At 62.2% G+C, this 22,490-nt stretch carries 22 protein-coding genes and 1 pseudogene; 22 read left to right on the top strand and 1 reads right to left on the bottom strand.

Going from position 1 to position 22,490, the window contains the following annotated elements; genetic code table 11:
* Positions 1-137: 137 nt before the first annotated feature.
* The 8 genes and pseudogenes from ACFVUS_RS16805 to ACFVUS_RS16770 all read left to right on the top strand — a co-directional run bounded on the left by ACFVUS_RS16805 (position 138) and on the right by ACFVUS_RS16770 (position 10,390).
* On the top strand, positions 138-6,788 hold the full coding sequence (locus ACFVUS_RS16805) for an alpha/beta hydrolase (protein ID WP_387766504.1): 6,651 nt from the start codon (positions 138-140) through the stop codon (positions 6,786-6,788).
* 86 nt (positions 6,789-6,874) lie between these two features.
* Positions 6,875-7,441 (top strand): suppressor of fused domain protein, encoded by a 567-nt coding sequence (locus ACFVUS_RS16800; RefSeq protein ID WP_387766501.1) that lies wholly within the window; start codon positions 6,875-6,877, stop codon positions 7,439-7,441.
* A gap of 113 nt (positions 7,442-7,554) precedes the next feature.
* Entirely contained in the window at positions 7,555-8,271 is a 717-nt protein-coding gene (locus ACFVUS_RS16795) for a hypothetical protein (protein ID WP_387766498.1), read from the top strand.
* Positions 8,272-8,316: 45 nt separating this feature from the next.
* The gene (locus ACFVUS_RS16790) at positions 8,317-8,790 is read left to right on the top strand and encodes an SUKH-3 domain-containing protein (RefSeq protein WP_387766495.1); all 474 of its coding nucleotides are present in this window, start codon (positions 8,317-8,319) and stop codon (positions 8,788-8,790) included.
* A 100-nt stretch (positions 8,791-8,890) separates the two neighbouring features.
* Positions 8,891-9,112, top strand: a pseudogene (locus ACFVUS_RS16785) (Scr1 family TA system antitoxin-like transcriptional regulator); the annotation flags it as partial.
* Between the two features lie 11 nt (positions 9,113-9,123).
* Positions 9,124-9,315 (top strand): DUF397 domain-containing protein, encoded by a 192-nt coding sequence (locus ACFVUS_RS16780; RefSeq protein WP_387766492.1) that lies wholly within the window; start codon positions 9,124-9,126, stop codon positions 9,313-9,315.
* Positions 9,316-9,325: 10 nt separating this feature from the next.
* Positions 9,326-9,787: a hypothetical protein gene (locus tag ACFVUS_RS16775; protein ID WP_387766489.1), complete on the top strand. Its 462-nt coding sequence runs from the start codon at positions 9,326-9,328 to the stop codon at positions 9,785-9,787.
* 126 nt (positions 9,788-9,913) lie between these two features.
* On the top strand, positions 9,914-10,390 hold the full coding sequence (locus ACFVUS_RS16770) for an SMI1/KNR4 family protein (protein ID WP_387766486.1): 477 nt from the start codon (positions 9,914-9,916) through the stop codon (positions 10,388-10,390).
* A 10-nt stretch (positions 10,391-10,400) separates the two neighbouring features.
* On the opposite strand, the gene ACFVUS_RS16765 is transcribed toward ACFVUS_RS16770, so the two are convergent.
* The gene (locus ACFVUS_RS16765) at positions 10,401-11,009 is read right to left on the bottom strand and encodes a DUF4126 domain-containing protein (protein ID WP_387766483.1); all 609 of its coding nucleotides are present in this window, start codon (positions 11,007-11,009) and stop codon (positions 10,401-10,403) included.
* 234 nt (positions 11,010-11,243) lie between these two features.
* On the opposite strand from ACFVUS_RS16765, the gene ACFVUS_RS16760 reads away from it, so the two are divergent.
* The 14 genes from ACFVUS_RS16760 (at position 11,244) to eccB (ending at position 22,343) form a co-directional block, all read left to right on the top strand.
* A complete protein-coding gene (locus ACFVUS_RS16760; RefSeq protein ID WP_387766480.1) occupies positions 11,244-11,702 on the top strand; it encodes a hypothetical protein in 459 nt (152 codons plus the stop codon).
* A gap of 316 nt (positions 11,703-12,018) precedes the next feature.
* Positions 12,019-12,627: a hypothetical protein gene (locus ACFVUS_RS16755; protein WP_387766477.1), complete on the top strand. Its 609-nt coding sequence runs from the start codon at positions 12,019-12,021 to the stop codon at positions 12,625-12,627.
* Positions 12,628-12,661: 34 nt separating this feature from the next.
* Complete coding sequence (locus ACFVUS_RS16750; RefSeq protein ID WP_387766474.1) at positions 12,662-14,371, top strand: hypothetical protein; 1,710 nt, start codon at positions 12,662-12,664, stop codon at positions 14,369-14,371.
* Complete coding sequence (locus ACFVUS_RS16745; RefSeq protein WP_387766471.1) at positions 14,368-15,159, top strand: ESX secretion-associated protein EspG; 792 nt, start codon at positions 14,368-14,370, stop codon at positions 15,157-15,159. Before ACFVUS_RS16750 ends, ACFVUS_RS16745 begins: the two co-directional genes overlap by 4 nt.
* Before the next feature lie 118 nt (positions 15,160-15,277).
* Positions 15,278-15,640: a hypothetical protein gene (locus tag ACFVUS_RS16740; protein WP_387766468.1), complete on the top strand. Its 363-nt coding sequence runs from the start codon at positions 15,278-15,280 to the stop codon at positions 15,638-15,640.
* Positions 15,641-15,665: 25 nt separating this feature from the next.
* A complete protein-coding gene (locus ACFVUS_RS16735) occupies positions 15,666-15,953 on the top strand; it encodes a YbaB/EbfC family nucleoid-associated protein (RefSeq protein ID WP_387766465.1) in 288 nt (95 codons plus the stop codon).
* A 109-nt stretch (positions 15,954-16,062) separates the two neighbouring features.
* Complete coding sequence (locus ACFVUS_RS16730; protein ID WP_387766462.1) at positions 16,063-16,374, top strand: type VII secretion target; 312 nt, start codon at positions 16,063-16,065, stop codon at positions 16,372-16,374.
* A complete protein-coding gene (locus tag ACFVUS_RS16725; RefSeq protein ID WP_387766459.1) occupies positions 16,371-17,753 on the top strand; it encodes a hypothetical protein in 1,383 nt (460 codons plus the stop codon). Before ACFVUS_RS16730 ends, ACFVUS_RS16725 begins: the two co-directional genes overlap by 4 nt.
* Positions 17,754-17,780: 27 nt before the next feature.
* The gene (locus tag ACFVUS_RS16720; RefSeq protein WP_387766456.1) at positions 17,781-18,095 is read left to right on the top strand and encodes a PE family protein; all 315 of its coding nucleotides are present in this window, start codon (positions 17,781-17,783) and stop codon (positions 18,093-18,095) included.
* Positions 18,096-18,110: 15 nt separating this feature from the next.
* Positions 18,111-19,142: a PPE domain-containing protein gene (locus ACFVUS_RS16715; protein WP_387766453.1), complete on the top strand. Its 1,032-nt coding sequence runs from the start codon at positions 18,111-18,113 to the stop codon at positions 19,140-19,142.
* Positions 19,139-19,927 carry an ESX secretion-associated protein EspG gene (locus ACFVUS_RS16710; protein WP_387766450.1) on the top strand — a complete coding sequence of 263 codons (789 nt, stop codon included), beginning with the start codon at positions 19,139-19,141 and terminating at the stop codon, positions 19,925-19,927. Before ACFVUS_RS16715 ends, ACFVUS_RS16710 begins: the two co-directional genes overlap by 4 nt.
* 97 nt (positions 19,928-20,024) lie before the next feature.
* Positions 20,025-20,345, top strand: coding sequence for a WXG100 family type VII secretion target (locus ACFVUS_RS16705; RefSeq protein ID WP_387766447.1), 321 nt, complete (start codon positions 20,025-20,027; stop codon positions 20,343-20,345).
* 42 nt (positions 20,346-20,387) lie between these two features.
* The gene (locus ACFVUS_RS16700) at positions 20,388-20,687 is read left to right on the top strand and encodes a WXG100 family type VII secretion target (RefSeq protein WP_387766444.1); all 300 of its coding nucleotides are present in this window, start codon (positions 20,388-20,390) and stop codon (positions 20,685-20,687) included.
* A 111-nt stretch (positions 20,688-20,798) separates the two neighbouring features.
* Entirely contained in the window at positions 20,799-22,343 is a 1,545-nt protein-coding gene (gene eccB / locus ACFVUS_RS16695; RefSeq protein ID WP_387766441.1) for a type VII secretion protein EccB, read from the top strand.
* Positions 22,344-22,490 lie beyond the last annotated feature (147 nt).

The following is a 22,490-nucleotide window of genomic DNA, read 5'->3' as shown; positions in this document are numbered from 1 at the left end:
ATCACTGCCCCGAGTCGGTGAAAACCGCCGCCCGGCAGTGCAATAGCTGATGGTCGGTCGAATCCGGGGGCGGGAGTGACAGTTCGGGGGGCGAAAGCCGCTGCTGGGCGCGTGCTTTCCAGCATCGCGAGTCCGCGTTGATCTGGCGTCCGCCCGGCGCCGACTATTACGGCTGGCTTGTGGGCATGCAATGGCCCGAGGGCAATGAAGACCGCATGTGGGACCTGGCCGACGACTGGAAAGCCGCCGCCGCAAATCTCGAGAACGTCAAAGCCGATATCGACGCCGCGATATCCGCGGTGCGCGTCGCCTATCCCGAAGGCGATGGCGGCGACGCGATGCTCGTACAACTCAACTCGCTCAAGTACGGCGATCTGAGCAAGGATGGCGCCGGGTCGATCGACAGCTTCGTCAAGTGGTTCAACAGTATTGCCGGGCTGGCAGAGAACACGGGCACCGAGTTCGAGTACACCAAATTGATGTTCCACGCCATGTTGCTCATCATGGCGGTGGATATGGCATTCGCCGCGGCCACCTTGATCGGGGCTCCGGCGGCTGAGGCCGCCGTGATCGCGGTCAATCGCGTCACCGCGCGGACCATCGCGAAGCTGCTTATCAAGAAGATCACCATGCAGAGCATGGAGTTCGCCGAGATCGCCGCGCTCAAGGCGGCGCTCAAGAAGCTGGCGATCACGGCCGGTATGTCGGCCGGTCTCGGCGCGGCCATGGGAGCCGCACCCGATGCCGCGATTCAGCTGTGGCAGCGCTACAACGGGCGACGCGAGAAGTTCGACTGGAATCAGGTGGGCGTTATGGCGGCTGCCGGAGCCGCCGGTGGACTCGTCGCCGCCGGCGTCGGTAGCCGTCTGCACAATATGTTCGGCATGCCCTCGAACATCACCAAGCGGGTGGTGACGACCGGGGCCACCATGGTGGCGGCCGGTGGTTCGGCAGGGCTGGCCGGTTGGGCCACCGCCGGATTGATCACCCACCATTGGGAACTCGACCCGCGCATGATCACCGCGGGCATGTGGGGCGGTGCCGCGCCGGGCGCGATCCGAGCGATGAAGCCGACGGCGCACGCGCCGAGCGGGGCCGCCCCGGGCGCCCTTGCCAAGAGCGATGTGGCAGCGCCGAAGCCCGCCGCTGCCGAGCACGTACCGTCCACGCCTTCCGCCACCGCGGAGGGTGCGGCGCCGACCTCTGGTGCACCGCGCGCGGGGGACTCCACCACCATCGGCAGTGAGGCGGCACCCGTCGCACCCGCGGCCGCCCCTGCCGCGGGGCTGGCAGGTGAGCCACAGGCTGCGGTACCTGCCGGGCGCAACGATATTGCGGGCGCCCCATTGGCCAACGGCCAGAGCGTAGCTCCCGCGCCGGCACATTCGGCACCCGCCGCACAGCCCGCGGTGGCGCCCAAAATCGACGGCGGCGCTCAATCCGCCGGTGCCGCACACCCTTCGGGTGAACCCAAGACACCGCCGGAGAGCCGTCCGCAGGTGCCTCGCACCGAGAGCCCGGCCACGACCACGCCGCCCGCGGACCGAGCCGCCGGTGCCGCGCCAGGCCGCGAGGCTCCGGCACAGGCGCCGCACGCGCAGGCGAAAGCCACCGGTGTGGAAGCGACTTCGCGCGCCGAGCGTTTGGACGCCACCTCGAACGACCGCACGAGCGTCCCGGCCTCGGATCGGCCGAAGGGCCAGATCGGCGGGCTCCAGGAGCACCAGCAACCGCACGATTCCGGTCGCGCCCACAACGACGACGCTGCCAATGGGGACCGAAACCCGCAGCGGGACAACGACACAACGCGGGACGGTCACGCCGACCGGGACGGTCATCCGGGGCGCGACGACCACGCGGACCGGGACGGTCACACGGATCGCGATGGTCGCCCGAATCGCGACGGGCATGCCGATCGTGATGGTCAACCCGCTCACGATGGTCAGCAGGATCGCACCGGGCAGCCCGCACGTGACGGCCAGTCGGATCACAACCCGCAGCCGAGTCACGACCCGCAGCCATCGCATCCAGAGCCGTCTAGTTCCGGCGATCACGCGCCGAGACCTGTACTGCCGGTGGATCATCCGATCACCGCCGCCGAGCACCAGCACGCGGCCGACGCTCTGGCCAAGCTCGGTCATGACGCCGAGCCCCGGCAACTCCTGCATGCCGACAACGTCGATCAGGCCGGTGCGCACCAGAAGGCCCGGGAAAACCACGACTGGTGGCAGAAGTTGACGCCCGACGAGCAGTCGGCGATGACACGCCTGCACCCGCACGAGATCGGCAATGCCGACGGCGTGCCCCCGCACGTCCGCGATCAGGCCAATCGCCTCTCGATCGCCCGCGACCTCGCCGAACTCCGGGAACGCAATCCACGTGTGGATAAGTGGACGAGCCGTTTCTCCGACCCTGAAGGCCGCCAGCAGTTCCAGAACCTGCAGAGCACCATCCACAACCTCGAGCACGCGGAGACGCTCGCGGACACTTTCGCGAACCGCGACCGAACCGATCCGAGCGATCCGTCCGGTTACCGCCCGCCGGTGCACGTACTGTCCTATGACTCAACGGCTTTCAATGGCGAGGGACGCGCGGTCGTAGCGATCGGCGACGTGGACCACGCGTCGACCGTCTCCTTCCACATCCCCGGCATCACCACCACTGTCCGCAGCCTCGAAGTGAACCTGAACAACGCGTTCAACCACTTCTGGGCGACCTCGGACAACGTGCACGACCCCAGCATGGTCGCCTCGATCGCCTGGATCGGCTACGACGCCCCGAGTGGTTCGCGCATCGGCCGGGAGATGACGAATCCCGCTCTGGCCCAACGCGGTGGTCAGCTACTTGCGCGAGATGTGGCCGCGTTCAACCAGACTCGCAAGATCAACGCCGGCCTCCCCGGCGGCTCGCCGCCCCCGGATGTGCACCTGTTCGGCCACAGCTACGGCTCCACCACAACGAGTTACGCAGGTTCCGGCGGCCGCCTGACCGGCGAGGTCAGCACCATCACGCTCCTGGGTTCCCCGGGCGCGGGCCCGGTCGTGCACGCCGCCGAATTCGGCATCGGTGCGGAAAACGTCTTCGTAGCCAGTTCCTCCCGCGACCCGGTCACCTGGATCGGCTCCAGCACCCCCGGCGAAATCGCCCGAGCCGCACCCGGTCTCAGCATGGGCTTGGGCATGGATCCCTCGGTAGAGGCCTTCGGTGCACGCCGAGTAATCGCCCAATTCCCAGGCGGTGTAAAAACTTTCAGTGATATCGGCACCCACACCGGCTACTACAGGTTCCACGACGACGCCCACTCGATCCCGAGCGAATCCCTCTACAACTTCGCCAAAATCGCCGCGGGCGACAAAGCCAACATCATCCCCGAATTCGCCCGCCCCGACCACGAGAGCCTCAACGCCTGGCAACGCAACATAGGCTCCCTCCCCAGCGACCCAGCCCACCTGCGCCCACCCATCTTCGACCCACACGAGGGTGCCCCCTTCGGCTACGAACACCTCGTAGACGAATTCCGCCACCCCGACCCGGTCCCCGAACACCCCACCCTCCCCGCCGACCACCAGCCGGTCAACGACTGCGGCCCCCAAGCCCTCCGCCACGCCCAAGAACTCACCGGCAACGAAAACATCCGAATCCCACACGATCCGGAAATCGCCGACCGCGGCATGACGGCCCACGACCTCGAAACGGCCGCGGGCGGCCGCATGCAACACATGGAAACCCCGGGCGTCTTGGCCGACCACCTGAACCGCCTCGGTGAAGGCGCAACCGCCATCGTCGTCTCCGAATTCCACGGCCCCACAGACACAAACGGCATCGGCGCGCACGCCTACACCGTCACCAACGACGGCGGCCGCCTGGTAGTCCACGACTCCGCCGTTCCCGGCGGCCCCCACCCCTTCCCCGCCAGCAACACCAACGTCCGTGCCACCTACGCGGTTCTCTACGACGCACACGGAAACCCTGTGCGCCCAATCGAGTCGGCCTCTCCTGTGCACCCCGGAGCACATCCCGAAGTTCGTATCGGCCAACCGGAGCCACATGCGCAGCAACCGGGACACGAGCAGCCGCCCGTGACTCCGCGGCATCAGACGGAAAATCCTGCTGTCCAGCATGATTCGATCCGTCGCTTCGACACCGATGACGCGGGCCTGAAGTTCGGCGACGAGACGATGGGGTCCCACATGGACTCCCTGTCCGAAGCTGAGCGCCAGGAGGTGAGTCGCTACGTACGGCATGCGTGGATCAATGAATTGCTGCGCGATCCCGACCCGGGTGCGAGATTCACTCAGCTCGTGGCGGACCGCGCGATCCAGCACCAGCTGTCCCGCTTGAACGAAGGGAAGTCGTTCGAGCCGAGCCTCGAGCTGCTCAAGTCCTACGATCGGTACCCGAATCTCGACCCGCCATTGCGGGCTTCCCTCGATAACGTGCTCCGCGACCCGCACCCTCAGCAGCGCTTGAGCGAATTGTGGTCGAACGCCCAGGACCACATGGTCATCGAACGCATTCTCGACACCGCGCCGACCGGCGAGATTCTCAACCAGCATGTACAGACGCTGGATCGGTTGACGGATAACACCACGCCGCAGGGATTCGAGATCACCCGCGGCCTCGGTAACAATGGCGTCAGGCATCTGACCATCGACAACCACGGAACAGTGCTCGGCGAGCGGAGCGTTCTGGATCTGAAAGGAACACTGCAGACCGAACGTGGCTATCTGTCGACCAGTTTGGGGGAGAAGCCGCCGGGTGGCTTCAAAGAGAGCAGCATTCGACTGGAACTCGAGGTGCCCGCGGGCTCCAAGGGTTTGTGGATCGGCGGCTCCGAACACGAATTCCTGATGCCGCGTGGAACTCGGTACCTGATCACCGATGTCATCGAGAGTCCGTCCGGGTCCAGGTACGAGGGTGTCAGGTATCTGATCAAAGGCACGGTGGTGGGCGTCGAGTACGTCCACGATCCTCGAGCCACCACGAACCATGGTTCACACCCGGTAGATCCGCCTCCGCACGCGCCGGCCCCGCACGGCGTCGAATCACCCTCGCATAACGTCGAACCGGCCGTACCTCACGAATCTCTCGACCTTCCGGCGCACACCAAACCGGAACCGGTCGACAAGCCGATCAATCTGAACGACATTCCGACTCCGGTCGAACCGGCACCGACACATCCCATCACGCCCGACGATCGCCCCAGTTCCCTCACCCCGCACCTGCAGGGCCGCTTCAACGAGCTGAAGTCCTTGGCAACCGAGATCTCGAATGCGCTGCGAGATCCTGTCCGTCACAACGAACTACCCCACCTCCGTGACAGTTTCGTCGAGGTCCTCGACAAAACCGGATTCATGGATAAGGCGACATTGGAAACGCCCTGGCGTCTGCTCACCGAACACGATCCTGTTTTCCGGGATTACCTCAGCAAGTACGGTAATGACCTGCTCACTGTCGTCCCCGAGTCACGGACGCCTACCCACCAGGAACCCGCGTCTGCCCACCCCGGGTCCGAGAAACCACAGCACCCGAATAGCGCTCACCCGCACGAGGACCCAGCCCACCCTGACCCGAACAATGCCCATCCCGTCGACGACCCGCACCCGTCCCCCGCCAAAGAGACCGAAGCCGGTGTCTCCTTCCACCCCGACGACCCCGTCGTCTCAGAGCTAGCCTCCCGAATAGCCAAGGACCCCAACCACTTCACGGCCGATGTCCATATAACCGAGGACGGCCACGCCCGCATCGGCGACCGCACCTACACCCCCGAAGAGTTCGCAAACCTACTACGTGGGACCAGCTGGGACGGTAAGACACCTATCCGACTAGTCGGCTGCGATGCCGCCGCCAACGGTTTCGCAGCCCGACTAGCCCACCACCTGGGCGTAGATGTCATGGCACCCACCAAACCAGCCTGGTCCGACTCACACGGTCGCCTATACACCAGCACTGCCGAGCTACACCCGGACGGCACCCGTCGTCCGCGCATCCCACCCGACGGAGCCTGGGAAACGCATCATCCCGATGGGACCAAATCAAAAGTATCAACAGATGGGTTTGCCCCCGGAACTCATGAGACGGCCAAGATGGGCCTCAATGCCGACGAAGCGCGAGAACGGGCAGCGAACGAGGATGCGGTAGACCCCGTCAATAGCGGTCATGATGACATAAAACCGGCTCATATCACTTCGAAACTTGATGAGTGGGTGTACGGAACCTCGCGGCCAACTTTCGCCGCAAAGACGAAGCATGATGTTTTTCACGCGGCTCAGATGCGTGCAGATGGGACGATGGTTTGCAGCACCAGCGGAAAGACTATTGACGTTCGCCGCAACCCGCAGACCGGCGACCCGCTGTTCTTTGAATACAATGAAAAAGGTCACGCTGTAAGAACCTCTGCGCCTGATTGGTACAAAAATTGGAAGACCGAAGATTCGGCACTCCCAGAAGGTGTCGAGCGTCCGGAACCGCCAATTGTCAATGAAGATGACAAGTTCACCAAACCGGGACCTAATATAGCTGATATGGGTCACGTCGAAGAGTCTGAATATTGGAGTCTTCAGCAGTTTGCGATTTACCATGGCATCGATGAACAAGGGTTCAAGGCGGCATACAATAATGTGAGCCACTACCGACTGGAAGAGCGAAGTGCCAATCGGAGTCATGGGCACGAGTCGACAGTGCCAGGCTATGGTCACTACGGTAATCTGGCTGGAACTTACCCGCCCCTTCCGAATGCGCCAAATGCGTTTGACATAATAATGGGGAGAAAGAAGCCTGGCGGATAGTGGGGTTGAGCAATTCCGGTTAAGTGTCATTATGTAAGGTAGAGTGTTGACGGTCGTGTAAGTGCGTCCTGTGCGGAAGGGGTCTTGTGGCAACGTCGAATGATTTTGAAGGACTGCTCGATCACAACGTTGATCATTTGGGGGAATTTCAGTACGTCGAGCCTGCAACCGCTCAGGGTGGAAATAGAGGTTATGACCTGGTGTTCTACACCAAGACTGAGTACGAAGTGACATCGGTGGTGACAAATGGGCTTCGATTCCAGGACGTCACGGCCCTGCTGCCGGAGGAGCTGATCTGTACTCTTCATTCTGGTCAAGAGGGAATTGCTCGACACATTGTTGATGTTACCGCCGGGCTCGTGATAGCGAACGGTCGTGGAATTGAATACGATTCAATCTTAACCAACTCGAATCCACTTGTGGCGGGGACGAATATTTCCGGGATAATAGGTTATCCCAGCCCGTACTTCGGTCCCGATTTTGATCTATTTCGAGATTCTACTGGCCGTGCCGTGCTTCAGACGATAACGCTTATACCCGTCACACGCGAAGAAGCCGAATTTGCTGGCGACAACAGTGTTGATGAACTATGGGATATTTGGAGGGAAAAGAAGGCGAATATTTTGGATATCAATCGTCTGTCAGCCCTCTAGTCTTCGACTGCTCTGACCATCATCGAGCGTGACTGGAAGCAATAATGAGCACACAACAATCGCCGGGTCGGTACGAGGTTTGGACGCGCCGCCCCGTTGCCTACCTACCAATCATGCTTGAAGGCAAGCTTGTAGGTTATCTGTGGGGTGCGGAGTCGGGATCCGCGGCGGGCTACTTCGCCCACATGGGGTCAGGAATCGATCACGTCGACTCGTCGATCTATTGGTACGACAAGCTTGGTGAGTCGTATCAGCTCGGCCTGAAACCTGTTGAGGCAATCCGCCATTGGGTCGGAAAGCCCGAGGATCCTAAATACGGCGGAATCTCGATCGGTGCCGAGCTGGGTGAGGCGCGAACCATTCAGGACCTGGCGCTGCGGTTGAATCCTGATGCGCCACTGGGTGATGGGCCTTGGGAGCAAGACGGAGAGTATCCAAGTGGTGCGCCGGTGGATCGTTCCAAGGGCTGGGGCCCGCTGTTCTCGACTCCGACCAGGACCTATCCCGAAGACGCCAACGGCCCCGTCACGTACCTGCCTGTGGCCCGGAACGGTGTAGTGCTGGGTTACATCTGGGCATCTGAAGCTGACAACGCCGCGGGATATGTACAGCGAACTTCAACCGGGTCCGAAGGCATGCTCGCCGGCGGCCTCTGGCGCTCACGCTTCATCGATACGTTCGGGATGGGCCTGCCGGCACTCGACGCGATGCGCCGAAACCGCTCGTTGCCCGCCCATGCCCCCGAGCTTTTCGGAGTGGTCGACGAAGCGGTCACGGAGCAGCGGGCCGCAAGTCTCGCAGACCTCCGCCGCCTGGCCGATAGCGATTGATCACCCGTTGCCGAAAGTCGGCCGTGAAGGAAAGGGAAGCCTGCCGTGCCATCGATCTCTGCAGCCGAGGTCGGCGAGTGGCTCGGATCGGGAGGCTGGTTTCCGACTCGGGATATCGGTGAGCGAGCCGACGATCTCATCGAATTTCGAGTGAATGATGCTGCGCGCCAAGGCTCGACGCTACAGGCGATCGATCCGGCCCGGCGCTTCATCCACTCGTACGGCGAGTTGGAGCTACCGCTGAGGAAGTCTTCGGAAGAGATGCTCATCATCGATCCCACCGTCGGCTATGAGGGCGACGTCGAGGATTTCGCCGAGTGCGCCGCAGGTTTGGGTAAGGCCATCTTCCCTGTTGGAGCCGAGACGCATGAGTACGGCCTATTGGTGATCGATGAGCTTGGCAGATTTTTCTACCGTCACCATACGGGTTTCTACTTCCTCGGGAACGACGAGCTGGAAGCATTTTCCGCGCTTTTGATCGGCAATAAATTCGTAGACGCCGAGGAATTCTATATCTGATTGCTCCCCTTGGAGCATACCGCTATGGGCCAACCGAAGTCGTTCGATCTTCCGATAGCTTGTCGGCGGGCAGTTAGCCGGGCCGCCAGTCGTTCCCACCAGTATCTATGCTCATGCAGGCAATGTCGGCGAGTTCACGCTGCTTCATTTCGACCAGGCCCAGACGGTTGGCTATATCGAATACCCGACAGGCTCTCTCTACCTGCAGGATTACGATGGGGTGGCAGTGTACGAGATGCTGGCCGACCAGCTTCGTTCGGCGGCTCTGTCGAAAAGTCAATCCGCTGAACTCATTCGGAGCCGGGCGGCCGACTGGAAGTGAGGAGTCGGCATATGGCGGCAAGCGTCGATCACCAGTGGCGCAAGTCCAGTTACAGCGGGAGCAATGGCGGCCAGTGCGTCGAGGTCCTCCTCGGCGACGACCACGTCGGCGTTCGCGACTCCAAGGACCGCAGCCCGGTATTATGGTTCACCGGCGAGCAGTGGGATGGCTTCCTCGCCAGTGACATCTGGCGTCACTCGTAGGAGAACTGCTATGTCAGAACGAGTTCCGATCGGCCCCGTTCAGCGTGCAGAGACTCAGCAGGCCATCGGACGGGAGTTGGTAGCCGCAGCACCCAGGGACTGGAACCGGCTCTGGTACGAGTTCCGTGCGACGATCCAGATCGATGCCGACATGTTCGAGTCGATCTCTGCTGCCGGCAACGCCACTCGACTCTCAGCTCCCTTGCTGATCATGGAGCTGTTCGCGGAATTACGATCGGCGACGTACCAGCCTGGTAAGGGAACCTGGTTCACTGTCAGGTGCTCGATCGATCGTAGCCACGCTTGGACAATGGATTTCGACTACGAAGGCGAGCCTGCCTTCAACCCGCAACTCACCCCCGATGCCTTCGCGCTGGATCTCGAGTACTTCCCGCGGGATACCGCGCACACGCCGCAATGGCTCAGCGACATGTTCGAGCCGGACGGGATTCGGAGTGCGCCGAAAAGCTAAGAGCTGCACTCGATTTCATGCACAGTCGCGGAACGCGCGTTCAGCCGAAGGCCACGAGCTTGCTGCCGATGGAAATGTATTGGATTCTCAGTGAACTGCGAAGATGCACCTGGGTCGCGAACCTTCATGGTTGATCTGATCGAGCCCCTGGTCCGAGGTGGCCTCGTGATAGAGGAAGCCATACACGGGTGCAGCGCGGCGGAAGTCGACGCGCTGATGGATGCACAAGGGGTCGAGGAGCTTCCGGCGTCCTATCGACAGTTCCTACGCTGTACCGGCAAAGATCCATACTGGCTCAGTCGCAACGACGAATGGGACCACAGTTGGGTTTTGGAGGCCAAGGAGATAGCTTGTGAGATCGTCGTCGACGACTACGAACGAGACTTCGAGCAGTTCGAGAAGGCGTTCGTCTTCCTGACCCACCACGGCTACATGTTCTTCTATTTCCGGCCGGAGGATCTCGGACTGCCGGATCCGACCTTCTGGATCTTTGCGGGCGACGAGCCCGTTCGGGACAGCGGCCTCTCTTTCAACCAATGGTTGCGCACCCTGGCCGACTACCTCCCCGCCGCGATCGAACTGCGGCGGGAGCTCGGGATGTAGCCGGTTGACCTCATCGGTCCTGTCGCTGTCCGGATTCCTTCCGCTCGCGCCGCTTGCGCATCCACCTGGCGGCTCGGAATGCGATCCAGCCCAACACAATCAGCAAGATCAGCACCGCGATGAACGCCACTATCGGAACCGCGAGCGCCAAGACCGTGAGCGCCAACGATGTTCCGTCCTCGGCGCTCGACACAACCGGATTACCCACTCCCGCAGTGGTTCCCGTCACGAACGGGCGCGCCACAGACCGGCCGACATGCACGCTTCCCGCAGTGATCGCACCGAGAACCGCGGCGACCGCCGGCGGCATGTGGGAGGAGATGCTGGTTTCGGCAGTGAAGAGGATCGCGCCCGATGCCGGAGCGATGAGGGTTCCGATGCCGTGCAGCACCGAATCCAGTGCGGGGATCTTGTCGCCGACGAGGTCGAGCAGGAAGACGATGCCGATTCCGATCAATGCCGGAGTCGAGGACAGCCATCCGTATGAACTGCCGAGATCGATCCAGCCGAACCGATCCGCAATGCCGACAACGAGCAGAGGCAGCCAGGCGTTGAGCCCCGCCGCGCCCGAGAGCCCGAAGGCACCGAGCACGGCTGCGACGGCCGATGTGATCTCCATGCCACGAGTGTGACGCCAACACGCGAATTCGGCCGTATTTGGATCCTGTGCCAGCTTGGCTGTGTGAGCCGTTGCGGTGATGTGGAATACGGCAGTGAGTTTGCTTGCCTTCCCGGGCTGGCGATAGCGTCCACTTCGACAAGATGAATCGATGGGGGTCAGATGAAGCTGCGCTTGGTGGGATGTGTGTTCGCTGTCGCTGGTGCGCTAGCGCTGTCAGGGTGCGGAGCTGACGTGGGCAAGAAGGTCTCGTTCGGGGAGGCGGTCACCATCGATCGCAAGGACGGAGCACAGGGCCTGACCGTGCTGCGCGTCGACAAGGGCAACACTTCGGATCTCGACTCGCTCGCCGACAGCTCGAAGTATGCGGGGAAGACTCCGTACTACGTCCGCTATCGGCTGACCAAGGCATCAACCAGCTACAACACCACCAGTTACTTCGCGGTGTACGCAGGTAAGAAGCAACTGTCCGAATTGATCTTCCTGCCCTCGGCAGGATCACTTGGCAACCCGAATCGATCCTCCGCCAGCCGTTTCGACAAATGCTTCGGCGCATCGGCTGCCGAGTTCGACAAGATGAGTCAGGGGCAGAGCCTCGAGGGGTGTACCACCTTCTTGGCGGGGTCGGGGGTGGGCACGCCAGACAAGGTGCAATGGAAGCCTGAGAAGGCGGTCATTGCTACCTGGCAATGAGCTTCGTGCCACTGCTCCACTCACATCAGTGGGTTAGACGGCGTAGAGCAGGTTGCTTCGGGAGCCACAAGGCAACTGCACGCGAAGGGCCTGGCCCAATTCGTCGTGGTACCGTCGGGCCATGTCTACACCGGGGGCTGGACGGGGCAGCAGCGGCCGTTTCTCGAACAAGACTCCGACGCACAGGGCGGGCAGTTCGCAAACGCGGTTTTCCTCGGCTCCTGTTGGGGCAGGCCAGTTTCAGGCGCCCCCAGCGGATCCGTTCGCATTTCTGCAGCCCGCGCCGAAACGTCGGTACCAGGGGTGGATATGGGCATTGGGTGGTGCGTTGCTGGCTTCGGCAGTGTGGGCCGCAGGAGTATTCGCCGTCGGCGATCGTGGGGATGGCCCGGAGCTACACGGCTACCACTATGTCGAAAACCTTTGTACCGTAACCGAAATTGGAGCACTGCGAAGTGCCGGCTACGAAAACGCTGGCGGCGGCAATCTGCAGTTTACCGGGGTCGCCGCGTCGGCCTTGGACATGATGTCCTGCAGGGTTCAGCTGGATAACAGTAAGAACCCCAACGCGAACGGCTTTCTCGTGGCGACCGCCAACTTGCACAAGGAAGTGGATCCGGCTGTCGAGTTCGCGGCCTTCAATACCGCACAAGCTGTGGGGCAGAACGGCGTCAAGATCGATACTGCGAAGCTCACAGGGCTCGGCGACGAGGCATACCGGAGGGTGGAGACGTCGCCGAGTATGCCGAACAATCGGACTGTCAGCCTGAGTATTCGTGATGGCGGTTTGGTTTTCGAAGTTTCCTTGACGCAGCCAATGGTCGCTCAATTGTCCACTTCGGATCCCGCAGTCTTCTCTGCGGATGCGACGGTGGACTTTCTTCGTAGCGTTGCGGCTGCGTCGATGGCGAGACTGCGGTCGTAGTAAATGACTATATCAGCGGTGGGGAGTTGAATTTATGGCTACTGATAATACGCAATGGTCTAACCTCAGGTCTTCGGGCGGTGTCAAATTCGATGACTCGGCCGTCACGGATATTGTAAACGCTTGCAATGCCTTACTCGGCAAATTCATCGGTCTGCAGCAATTCACCGATCAGCTATCCGGTCTCAAACCATTTGCGGGACCTTCGGATAAATTCTTCTCCGGCACTCGTCTTGCTGAAGAATTCTCCCTGAAGGGCACGGCGGTTGCGGATGCGATCAAAGAGCATATCGTCATTCTGGACGATATCATCTACACGTACAAAGCTGCCGGAAAGGCGTATGCCGGCGCTGAAACAGACTCGGTCAAGAGGTTCGAGGGAATCCAACGACCTGACGCCGCGAGCTTCGCGAGCGCGCCGCCTGATCAAAAGAATGCCAAGGTTCCTCCGTTCACGCAAAAAGAACCTAGCAACGTCCAGGCAACGGGCGAGCATGTGATCAATGCTGAAACACCGGCGTCCAAGAAATGGGAAGAACTCTACATGTTGAGGGAGAGTATTGATTCTCCTTCGGTTGCTCATGTCGGTGAGATGTGGATATGGATGGCCGGTGAGTTATCGAATGCTATCCCCGACTTCACGAATAGAATAATCTCGACCAATGACAAATGGGACGGTTGGGCTGCGGCTCGAGCAAAAAGTGCGACAGTCGCCTACTCGGACAGTATAGGGAAGTTTGCAACGGGTTTGAAGTCAATTGGTAACCAACTGGTTACTGTTTCGGGCTGGTTGGCTGAAACGAAGAAGAATATGCCCCCGCAGCCCAACAACCCCGCTGGTCAGATGGTCTACGGTGGCGTGCATCTGAATCTGACGTACTCCTATCAGGAGTTTTCTATCCAGACGGACAATACGGCGATGTATCAGGAGAATTTCCGCAAAACCTATGTCGCAGGTATTGCGGACCTCAATGGTGTCATGTTGTCTGTTCTGTCTCCGAATACTCCGGTAGGTAGTCCGGTCACGGATCAACCGCAATCTCCGTCCGGTGCGCCGAAAACCAGTGCAGGTGTGCCGACTTCGCCCACTGGAAACCCTGGCGTCCAGACTCCCGAGAATCCGCAGGACAATCCGGTTAAAGATAATCCTGATAAGACAACGCCGGATAAGACGACCACAACTGACACAACTGTGCAAACGATAGCAACCACGGTGCAGAAGCTGGCTGAAACGGCATCCTCGGTGGCGACATCGGGGATTTCGGCACTGCAGACGGTTGGACAGCAGATCGCCACTGCGATTCAGTCGCAGGTCAAGACGACCGATACGACCACGACTCCGACCGATACTCAGAAGCTGCTCAACCAGCAGCTGACCAACCTGCAGTCCTTGATGAATCCAAGTGGTTCGCCTACCGGGGGCAGTCCGTCGAGTCCCGGTGGTGGCAGCCCGGGCACCGTCAAGACGCAGGAACCCAACAAGCTTGTCTCGAAGCAATTTCCGCGTGCCACGATTGCCACCGAAGAGTCGGTCGTCACTCGGGCGGGAGTCGCAGCCGGTTCGACTGCTTCTACAGGTACAGCAGCTTCCTCCGGGACGGGTGGAATGGGTTCACCCGGTGCGAGTGGTGCGGCCCAGGGGCAGGGTAAGGAATACAAGCGGGCGGCTTATCTCACCGGAGCCGACAATCTGGATGAGGTGCTGGAGATTCCGGATGCGGTGAGGCCGGTGGCCGAGAAATGAGCCGGAGCTGGCAGTTCACGGATTTGGAGTTCGTTGTCCTTTGGGAGCAGCTCGACGGTGACCCTTTGCCCTTTCCGTTTACGTTTACGAGCCGAACGCCGTTGTACGACGACTACCTTCGTGAAGCGCGTGAGGCCAAGGACCAGGTGAATCGCCGACTGAACGGATCGTTCACGGGTGTGCTGGAGTCGGTGGCGCAACCCGATATTCGAGTTATCGTCGACGCGTGGGACGGTCTGGACCCCAAGCGTGCGGACGGTCGCATCCGGATTGTCGCCTCGCGCAAAGGCGATCGTGGCTATCTCGTTAGTCAGCTACCTGGTGAAACCTACATGCACAGTGGTGGATTCACGGTTACCGAGTGTGACCCACTTGAACTTGCCGGTGCCGTCGTGGCGGCGCTGCCTGAGTCGGAACCAGGCGAACATGCTGAGATCCCGCTCACGCCGCCGCATGAGAAGCAAGACGATACCGATTATGAGTACGGTCGCTCACGTATCGGCGCCGACTCGGAGGATGCAGTTGCGGTTCGGTCGAGGAGGTTCTTGCACATCCCTGCGACATCAGTCGGCACGATCGACATCATCCAGGGCTCGTCGGTATTCGGTCCGCGTGGGATCAGTAGACATCGGCTCGAGTGGCGTGACCTGCCGAATTCAGGGCGATACGCCATCGGACACGCACCACCATGGAAGGCGGTTTCTGTTGATCGGAAGAAGTTGACCGGAATGGTCAATACTCGTATTGCCGAAGTCGTTCGAGTGATCAAGGAAGAGCGCACCGCCTAGCGGTTCTGATTCTGGGCCTGCACAGTGTGATTCGGCCACGGCGGGACCCTTGAATCTCGCTGGTGATCGAAAACGTCGTATGGTATCTCTACACGTAAGGACTGGGAGGGAGTTCTGCATGACCGAGGCGGGGGTGAGTTCGGACTCTGCTGAGCAGGGTTGGGCTTCGGTGACCATCGCGAACCCGTACGGTTCGATCAAGCTGCGCACCACCGAGCAGGGGATTCCGCTGGCTGTGAAGGTGGATGCGGCTGAGCTGCATCGGGATCCGGCGCAGTTGGCGGGGGAGGTGCTCAGGCTGTGTCAGCGGGCCGCCGCCCGCGCCGGCCTTGCCAAGCGCAAGGAGTACGAAGAAGCCGGGATGAGTCCCGAGATGCTTGCGCGCACCGGGCTTCCTACCGAGGCGGACGTGGCTCGGCAAGAGATTGTCGAGGAGCAGGACTACGATACTGAGCCGCAGAGCTGGCTACGGACTTTGTGAGGAGGGGGCACTCATGGTCGGGTCGATGGATGAGCTTCAGGAGCGGGTTCGGCGGCAGCTGTATCGGTTTCAGGATTTGGCGGAGCAGATGGCCGCGGTCCGGGGGCGGGAGACTTCCGAGGACGGGGCCGTGATGGCCGAGGTCGACGGGAATGGCGCGCTGCGGGATTTGCAGTTCGGGCATGCTGTTTCGCGGATGACGCCGGATCAGTTCGAGCAGGTCGTGGTCGCGACGTCGGCCGCGGCGGCGCGGGCGGCGTTCGAGCGGCGGGCCGAAATTGTCAATCGGTTCAATGAGGAGATGGCCGGTTAGACCGGTCCGTTAACGCAATCTTGCGCCAGAATTTGCGTTTTACTATCTGGCACAACCAATTTCGTGCTTGTACTGTCATTCAAGATCGTGTATCTGGGAGGGACCACCGATGGTCGACTACGTGAAAGCGGAATTCGAGCCGATTCTGGAGTACGGAACCACGCACGCCGGGATCGCGGCACAGATCGCGGGGGCGGCCGCGGCCGACTCGATCGGCGCGATGGCTTCGGCGGTGCCGATGTTCGGTCTGATCGGCCAGGACTTCCTGCTGGCGTTCGCGGGTGCGCAGGGCAGCTACCTGTCCTCGGCGGCCGAAATCGCCGGTGTGCACGCGGAAACCGCGATCAGCGCCGCGTCCGCGGTGGGCACCTACTCCACCACCGAACTGGCCTCGGCGACGACCTTCCTCAGCAACCTGTGACTGAATCCGTCGGGGTAGTCACCACGACACCGAGCCCTACCGTGCTGGACGTCATTCGTTCCGGTCCGGCTGGGGCGCTGGTGGATACGCCCGTGGCCGATGTGATCAAAGGGCTGGGATTGCCGCAGCTGCCGCAGTTTCCGGCGATCCAATTGCCGGATCTGTCGGGCATCCAGATGCCCACGCTGCCGACCATCGATCCCACGACGCTGATTCAACCGGCGATCAGCCTGCTGTCCGCCATGGGCAACGGCGCGGCCAGCATCGGCACCCAGCTGATCTCGATCTTCGCTGCGGTCAGCAAGGCGCTCACCTCGGCGGCCAGCACGAGTTCTGCTGCTACATCGGCGGTTTCGAACAGTTGGCAGGGTGACGCGGCCAAAGCCGCGGAGGTGAAGAGCAAGCAGGTCGAAACCGTCATCCCGACCGTTGACGCGCAGGGGCAGGAGCTGCGGACGATCCTGCTCGCGGCCGAGGCGACCGTCGCGGAGGGGTATGGGCTGCTCTCGGCCCTCATCTCGCGATTCGTCGCGTCGGTGCTGGCGGATCTGCCCTTCCTGGTCACTCCGGTCGGCGTGCCGGTGCTGATCGCCATGGCCACCGACGCACTGTCGGAGGCGGGGATCATCACCGCCAACACCCGCGCACAGCTGACCGTGCACACCGCCAATGTCGCCGCCGCCGGAATCAAGATTCCGGTGCCCGGTGCGCCGAATATCGCCGACGCGGCCTCGCTGGCCAATCAGGTGACGCAGGCGGTGCAGCCGTTCCTCAATGTGGGAACGACCGCGGTGCAGAAGGTGGTCGAAAAGGGCAGCTCGGTGGCGTCTTCAGCGGCATCGTCGGCCAGCAGCATCAGCTCGGCCGGGCAGTCGGTGGTGAGTGCGCTGACCTCGAACACCAACAAGGACACGACCACCACCAACAAGACCACCACGACGAACCCCAACGACAAGACCACCACCGAGACCAAGCCGGTCGACACCACCCTGAAGACCAACGACACCACCACAACCGGTGGTGGCGGCGGTATCCCGGGCGGCATGCCGATGGGCGCCGGACTGAACAACAGCCCGCTGAGCCCCTACACCGGCAAGATGCCGACGGCAGAGGGCCTGGGCTCCGGCTCACCGGTCTCACGCGTCACCAGCAATAACAACGAGACCCAAACCCGTTCCACCACAAGCATGCCCGGTGGCATGGGTGCGGGAGCGGGCTTGGCGAACAAGGGCGACACCGAATCGGCGGGCGAGCGCACCGCCCTGGTCACCGGCGCACACGGCGACGAAGTGGTCGGCGTAATCGAAGGCGTCTCCATCCCGGTGGTAGGCGCGGTGGAAGCCGTCGACGAACCACCGGACAAAGCGCTCACGCTCTGAAAACGCAGGGGTATTAGGAGGATTGCCATGAGCACCAATGATTTCGAAGGCGTGCGGTTCGACGCGTCGAGCGCACTTCAGGCCGCGATGCAGCTGGACGCACTGGCCGATCGCATCGCGAACGGACTGACCGCCGAACAGGCCAAGCTGGAGATCGCTCCGGCCGGGGCCGATGAGGTTTCCACGCGTGCGGCACAGACACTGAATTCCGTTGCGGCGTCGTTCCAGACGTCCGGCGGGACCGGGGTGGACGAAGTGCGCAAGCTGGCCGCCGCGCTGCGAGCACAGGTCGGTCAGTACACCTCGGTCGAGGAGCAGAGCGTCCTCGGGTTCGCGGTCTGAGGAGCGCCGTAGCCGATGTTGGAACCGACGAGCCCCGGCTTCACCGGTGTGGTCTGGGAATCCAGGCCACCCGAGCAGCTGGCCCGCGATCTGGTCACGGGGGCGGGCGCCGTGCCCGCCGCCGAGGCCGGTCTCGCCTGGGCGCGCTTGAGCGCCGGATTCGCCGCGGCCGCACTCGACTACGAGCGCATCCTCGAAAACCTCGACAGCGCATGGCAATCGAAGAACAGTAGCCAGTTCATCGAGCGCATTCGCACGCTGCGCGACTGGTTCGCCAGTTCCGCGGCCGATGCGGCGGCCAATGCCGCCAAGGCCGAAACACACGCCGCCGCATACGAAATCGCGCGCCTGGCGATGCCGGACGCCGATGATGTCGAGAAGCTGAAGCAGCTGCGCGAGACGCTGGAGCAACTCGGCACCGCACTCGGTGCGCCGATGCTGGCCAAACTCGCGCAGACCGATACCGACGCGGACGCGGTGAAAGCCGTGGCGTCACGCGTTATGCACACCTACGAGGGCGCGACCGAAACACTGTCGACGCCTTGGGAACACCCGGCGCCGCCGGAGATCACCGCCGGTATGACCCCGACGCAGAGCGCGCCGCAGGTGGACCCGGAAACGGTCACGCCGGAGCTGCCCGTCGGTATGCCGGGAATCCCGCTGGGGGCGCTCAACATACCGCCGGTCATCACCGCGTTCCGCCCGCAAGGCGTAGCCGAGGTGAACGCCGGTACCACGCAAAAGGTTGCGGTGCAGCCGGTTACGGTGCAGCAGGCCGGTTCGGTGCCCATGGCTCCCGGCGGTATGGCGCCGAACAGTCAGGACGAGAGCGAGCATCACACACGCTCCGGTCTCGCCGGTGCGCCGACCAGCGATGAGGAACTCGGCCTCACCTCGGGGATGCAGGTTGCGCCCGCGGTGCTTGGTGGCCTCGATCCCAATGCGCAGCAACGGGTTCCAGATATCGCGTTCAATGCCGGGACTACCGGCGTCGAGAATTCCACCCCGGCCCCCGCCCCAGCTACGAGTGAGGAGACGACGACATGACGACCCTCACCAATGACAGTGTCATGGCGCTTGCCTCCCACCTCGGTGTGCAGACCTTGCCGCTGGTGCTGTCGATCGGCCCGCAACAGGATTCGCACACCGAATGGGCGAACGGACAGGAGCGCGCGCGAGCGGAATTGCGCTCCGGTCGGATCGTGGATAACCGTGGAGACGTCGAAACCGGCATAGCCACAGCGCTTTTCGCGCTCGCGCAGCCCGACAGCGAACTCGCCGCGCGTATCTACACCCCCGATGGTCAGATCCGGGTCTGCCTCGCTCAGCGTGCCGACGAGACCGTGCTCGCGATCCGGCGTGGCGACACCCTGGATATCCGCTCGACCTGGACCGACGGCACCGGCGATTCGCTCGCGCGCCCGATCCTGGACGCCCTCGGCGCGTTCCCGCCCGCCGACGTCGCCAGCTTCAGCGCGCTGTCCACCGATCTGAGCGAACGCTTCGATACCGCAACCACTTCCGAACAGTTCGCGAGCGCCGTCTACAGCCTGGGCGTCGCCGATACCGACGCCACCGTATACGGCCTCGCGCTCGCGTCCTGCCATGCTTACGCCGAGGTGGTGGCCTATGCCTACGCCGACGGCGTGACCGATCGATCCCCGGGGGCGGTGGTCGTGTACGACACCGCGCGGGGGCGCATTGTCGCCGCGCCCGGGATCGCTCCGGATCAGCAAGTCTGGTCCACGTTGACACCGGGCACCGATCACCGTGTCGCGCAGGCGATTTCGGCACTCATCGACTCGCTGCCTGGGGGGAGGTGGCTGCGGTGACGGGCAAGTAGCCAGGCAGCTATTCCAATCCGAGTAGGGCGGCGCAGAGTGGCGCCGCCTGCTGATCCGAAAAATAAGCACTGATGGAGGATTCGCGATGACCGTTTCACAGAACAGCGCTGTCGCCAAGGCGGCGCAGAACCACATGTCGGATGTCGTCAGCACCGTCAAGGCCATCCTTGACCGGGTCACCAAGGATGTCGACGACTCGCGCGTGGGCTTCAAGGGCACCGCAGCTGTCGCGTTCAACGCGGCGGCCAACGACTGGCACACCGAGGCCGACAAGCTTCGGGGAATTCTGCACGATATCGAGACCCAGGTCGGTACCGGTGTCGCGACCTTCCAGAACCTGGATTCCGAGAACGAATCGGGTTTCAAGACGCTCAGCACGGGCGGCTCGCACACCAACCTGGTTTAAGCACAACACTTTTCAATCGCCGGACAAATGGAGGACTGACACATGTCGGACGAAATGCTTTATGACCCCAGCGTCATCAACCCGCTGGTCGAATCCCTGAAGTCGAACTTCGGACAGCTCCAGATCGCTGGCGAGGATCTGGGCAAGGCCGCGACTCAGCTCGAGACTTCCTGGGACAGCAACGATTCCATGACGGGTTTCAAGGAGGTGCACGGTCGCTGGGACCGCGAGTACGCCGACTCGCTGCACACCCTGAACCAGGTCGCCATCGCGGTCGAGAACGCGATGCACAACGCGCTCGGCGCCGACAAGAAGATCGGCGACGGCTTCGGCGGTATCTAAAGACCACCGGGATTTCGTTCAACAGCGCACCCCGCTGTCTCGGTGGGGTGCGCTGTCGGATGCCCGTCTCGGTAGTCTCCCGCATGTAGTTCTTGTTCCGACGGAGGTTCAGTGCCAGCCCAGTTGACCACTCGGGCCCAGGTCAATGGGTACCGGTTCCTGCTGCGACGTCTCGACCACGCGCTCGTGCGCCGTGATGTGCGCATGCTGCACGATCCGATGCGTGCGCAGTTCCGGTCACTGCTGTCCGGTGCGATCCTCTCGCTACTGGTGGTCGCGGGTTGCGCGATCCTGGCGTTTATCCGGCCGCAGGGCTCCATAGGTGACGCCAACATCGTCGTGGGTAAGGACAGCGGCGCACTCTACGTCGTTATCAAGGACCCCAACGACAAGACCAAAATGACGCTGAGTCCAGTCTTGAATCTGGCTTCGGCGCGATTGCTCTCGGGTAGTGCCGAAGCCCCGAAGTCGGTCAAGGACAGCAAACTCAGTTCTGTGCCGCGCGGCCCGATCCTCGGAATTCCAGGCGCCCCGGCAGCGTTGCCTGGCTCGAATCAGGGCAATCGATCGCAGTGGACATTGTGCGACAACGTGCAGGTATCCGCCGGTGGCGGTACCGCATCCGCCGTAGGCGCCACCACCACCGCAATCGCGGGCGGGCTGGAGTTGAACCAGCGGATCAAGCAGGCCGATAGCGGCTCCGCGCTGCTGGTGCGCAGTGTCGCCACCAAAGACAACGGTGAGACGGTCCAGAAGGACTACCTGATCTACGACGGCAAACGTGCAGAGGTGGACCTCTCGGATGCCACCGTATTGCGTGCTCTGAATCTCACCGCGGCACGACCTCGGCCGATTTCGACTGGCTTGCTGGGTGCGGCCACTGAAGTCCCACAGCTGACTCCACCGAAGATCCCGAACGCCGGCGATTCGGGTCCCGGACGGCTCAACGGAATTCCGGTTGGCGGCGTCATTCGTGTCGCGGCCCTGGGCAGTTCCGATAAGTCGGAGCTCTACGTGGTGCTTTCCGATGGCGTGCAGCCTATTTCGGCCTTCACGTCCGACGTGATCCGTGCTGCCAATTCGCAGGGAATGGACGACATCAAGTCCGTGCCCCCGGACTTCATCGTCGGCCTGAACCATCCGGCAAATCCCCTGCCCGTTGCCAGCTTTCCAGTTGTTGCACCGAAGATTATTGCCGCAGAGGACAATCCGTACGCTTGCATCACATGGTCCAAGAACAAGGCAACTGATGCCAAGGATGCCGATGCGACTGAAGGACCCACGGATCGTGCGGTGACTTCGTTGCTTGTCGGCACCCGGCTACCGCTGCCCGACTCCGCGTCCCCTGTGCACATGGCGACGGCCGACGGTACCGGCAACCGGATCGACTTCGTGTACATACCGCCCAGCACTGGCGAATTCGTGCGAACGATCGGCATCGAGCCGGGTAGCAAGCGTCGGGACAGCCTGTTCTACGTTGCCGACAATGGAATCCGCTACGCCATACCGGATGTGGCAACTGCACAGAAGCTAGGTCTCGGGGATACCCCTCGCCTGGCCCCGTGGGAAATTGTCGGCCAACTGGTCCCCGGTCCGGCACTCAATCCGACTGCGGCTCTGACCAGCTACGACTCGATGACTGTCACCAACAAATAGATACGCCTGCGGTGAACCGCCGGCTCGATTGAGCGGCTGACACCGGCTGTGACGCATTCCATCGCGAATAGCTCTGGCGCACAGCCGATGTTAGATTGTCGCCGACCCTGCGGCTCGCCTGCGGGGCTCAACAGATGAATGACAACT

Source organism: Nocardia sp. NPDC058058 (genome assembly GCF_042885355.1).
In the GTDB taxonomy this organism is placed as follows: Bacteria; Actinomycetota; Actinomycetes; order Mycobacteriales; family Mycobacteriaceae; genus Nocardia.
The sequence above is the reverse complement of the archived record's forward strand: the minus strand, read 5'-3'. Positions and strand labels throughout refer to the sequence as shown.

Excerpts from the sequence above, each read along its gene's own strand:
- ACFVUS_RS16795 (WP_387766498.1), top strand. The coding sequence starts at position 7,555 with ATGCTTGAAGGCAAGCTTGTAGGTTATCTGTGGGGTGCGGAGTCGGGA.
- ACFVUS_RS16780 (WP_387766492.1), top strand. The coding sequence starts at position 9,124 with ATGGCGGCAAGCGTCGATCACCAGTGGCGCAAGTCCAGTTACAGCGGG.
- ACFVUS_RS16775 (WP_387766489.1), top strand. The coding sequence starts at position 9,326 with ATGTCAGAACGAGTTCCGATCGGCCCCGTTCAGCGTGCAGAGACTCAG.
- ACFVUS_RS16770 (WP_387766486.1), top strand. The coding sequence starts at position 9,914 with ATGGTTGATCTGATCGAGCCCCTGGTCCGAGGTGGCCTCGTGATAGAG.
- ACFVUS_RS16765 (WP_387766483.1), bottom strand. The coding sequence starts at position 11,009 with ATGGAGATCACATCGGCCGTCGCAGCCGTGCTCGGTGCCTTCGGGCTC.
- ACFVUS_RS16750 (WP_387766474.1), top strand. The coding sequence starts at position 12,662 with ATGGCTACTGATAATACGCAATGGTCTAACCTCAGGTCTTCGGGCGGT.
- ACFVUS_RS16745 (WP_387766471.1), top strand. The coding sequence starts at position 14,368 with ATGAGCCGGAGCTGGCAGTTCACGGATTTGGAGTTCGTTGTCCTTTGG.
- ACFVUS_RS16740 (WP_387766468.1), top strand. The coding sequence starts at position 15,278 with ATGACCGAGGCGGGGGTGAGTTCGGACTCTGCTGAGCAGGGTTGGGCT.
- ACFVUS_RS16735 (WP_387766465.1), top strand. The coding sequence starts at position 15,666 with ATGGATGAGCTTCAGGAGCGGGTTCGGCGGCAGCTGTATCGGTTTCAG.
- ACFVUS_RS16730 (WP_387766462.1), top strand. The coding sequence starts at position 16,063 with ATGGTCGACTACGTGAAAGCGGAATTCGAGCCGATTCTGGAGTACGGA.
- ACFVUS_RS16720 (WP_387766456.1), top strand. The coding sequence starts at position 17,781 with ATGAGCACCAATGATTTCGAAGGCGTGCGGTTCGACGCGTCGAGCGCA.
- ACFVUS_RS16715 (WP_387766453.1), top strand. The coding sequence starts at position 18,111 with ATGTTGGAACCGACGAGCCCCGGCTTCACCGGTGTGGTCTGGGAATCC.
- ACFVUS_RS16710 (WP_387766450.1), top strand. The coding sequence starts at position 19,139 with ATGACGACCCTCACCAATGACAGTGTCATGGCGCTTGCCTCCCACCTC.
- ACFVUS_RS16705 (WP_387766447.1), top strand. The coding sequence starts at position 20,025 with ATGACCGTTTCACAGAACAGCGCTGTCGCCAAGGCGGCGCAGAACCAC.
- ACFVUS_RS16700 (WP_387766444.1), top strand. The coding sequence starts at position 20,388 with ATGTCGGACGAAATGCTTTATGACCCCAGCGTCATCAACCCGCTGGTC.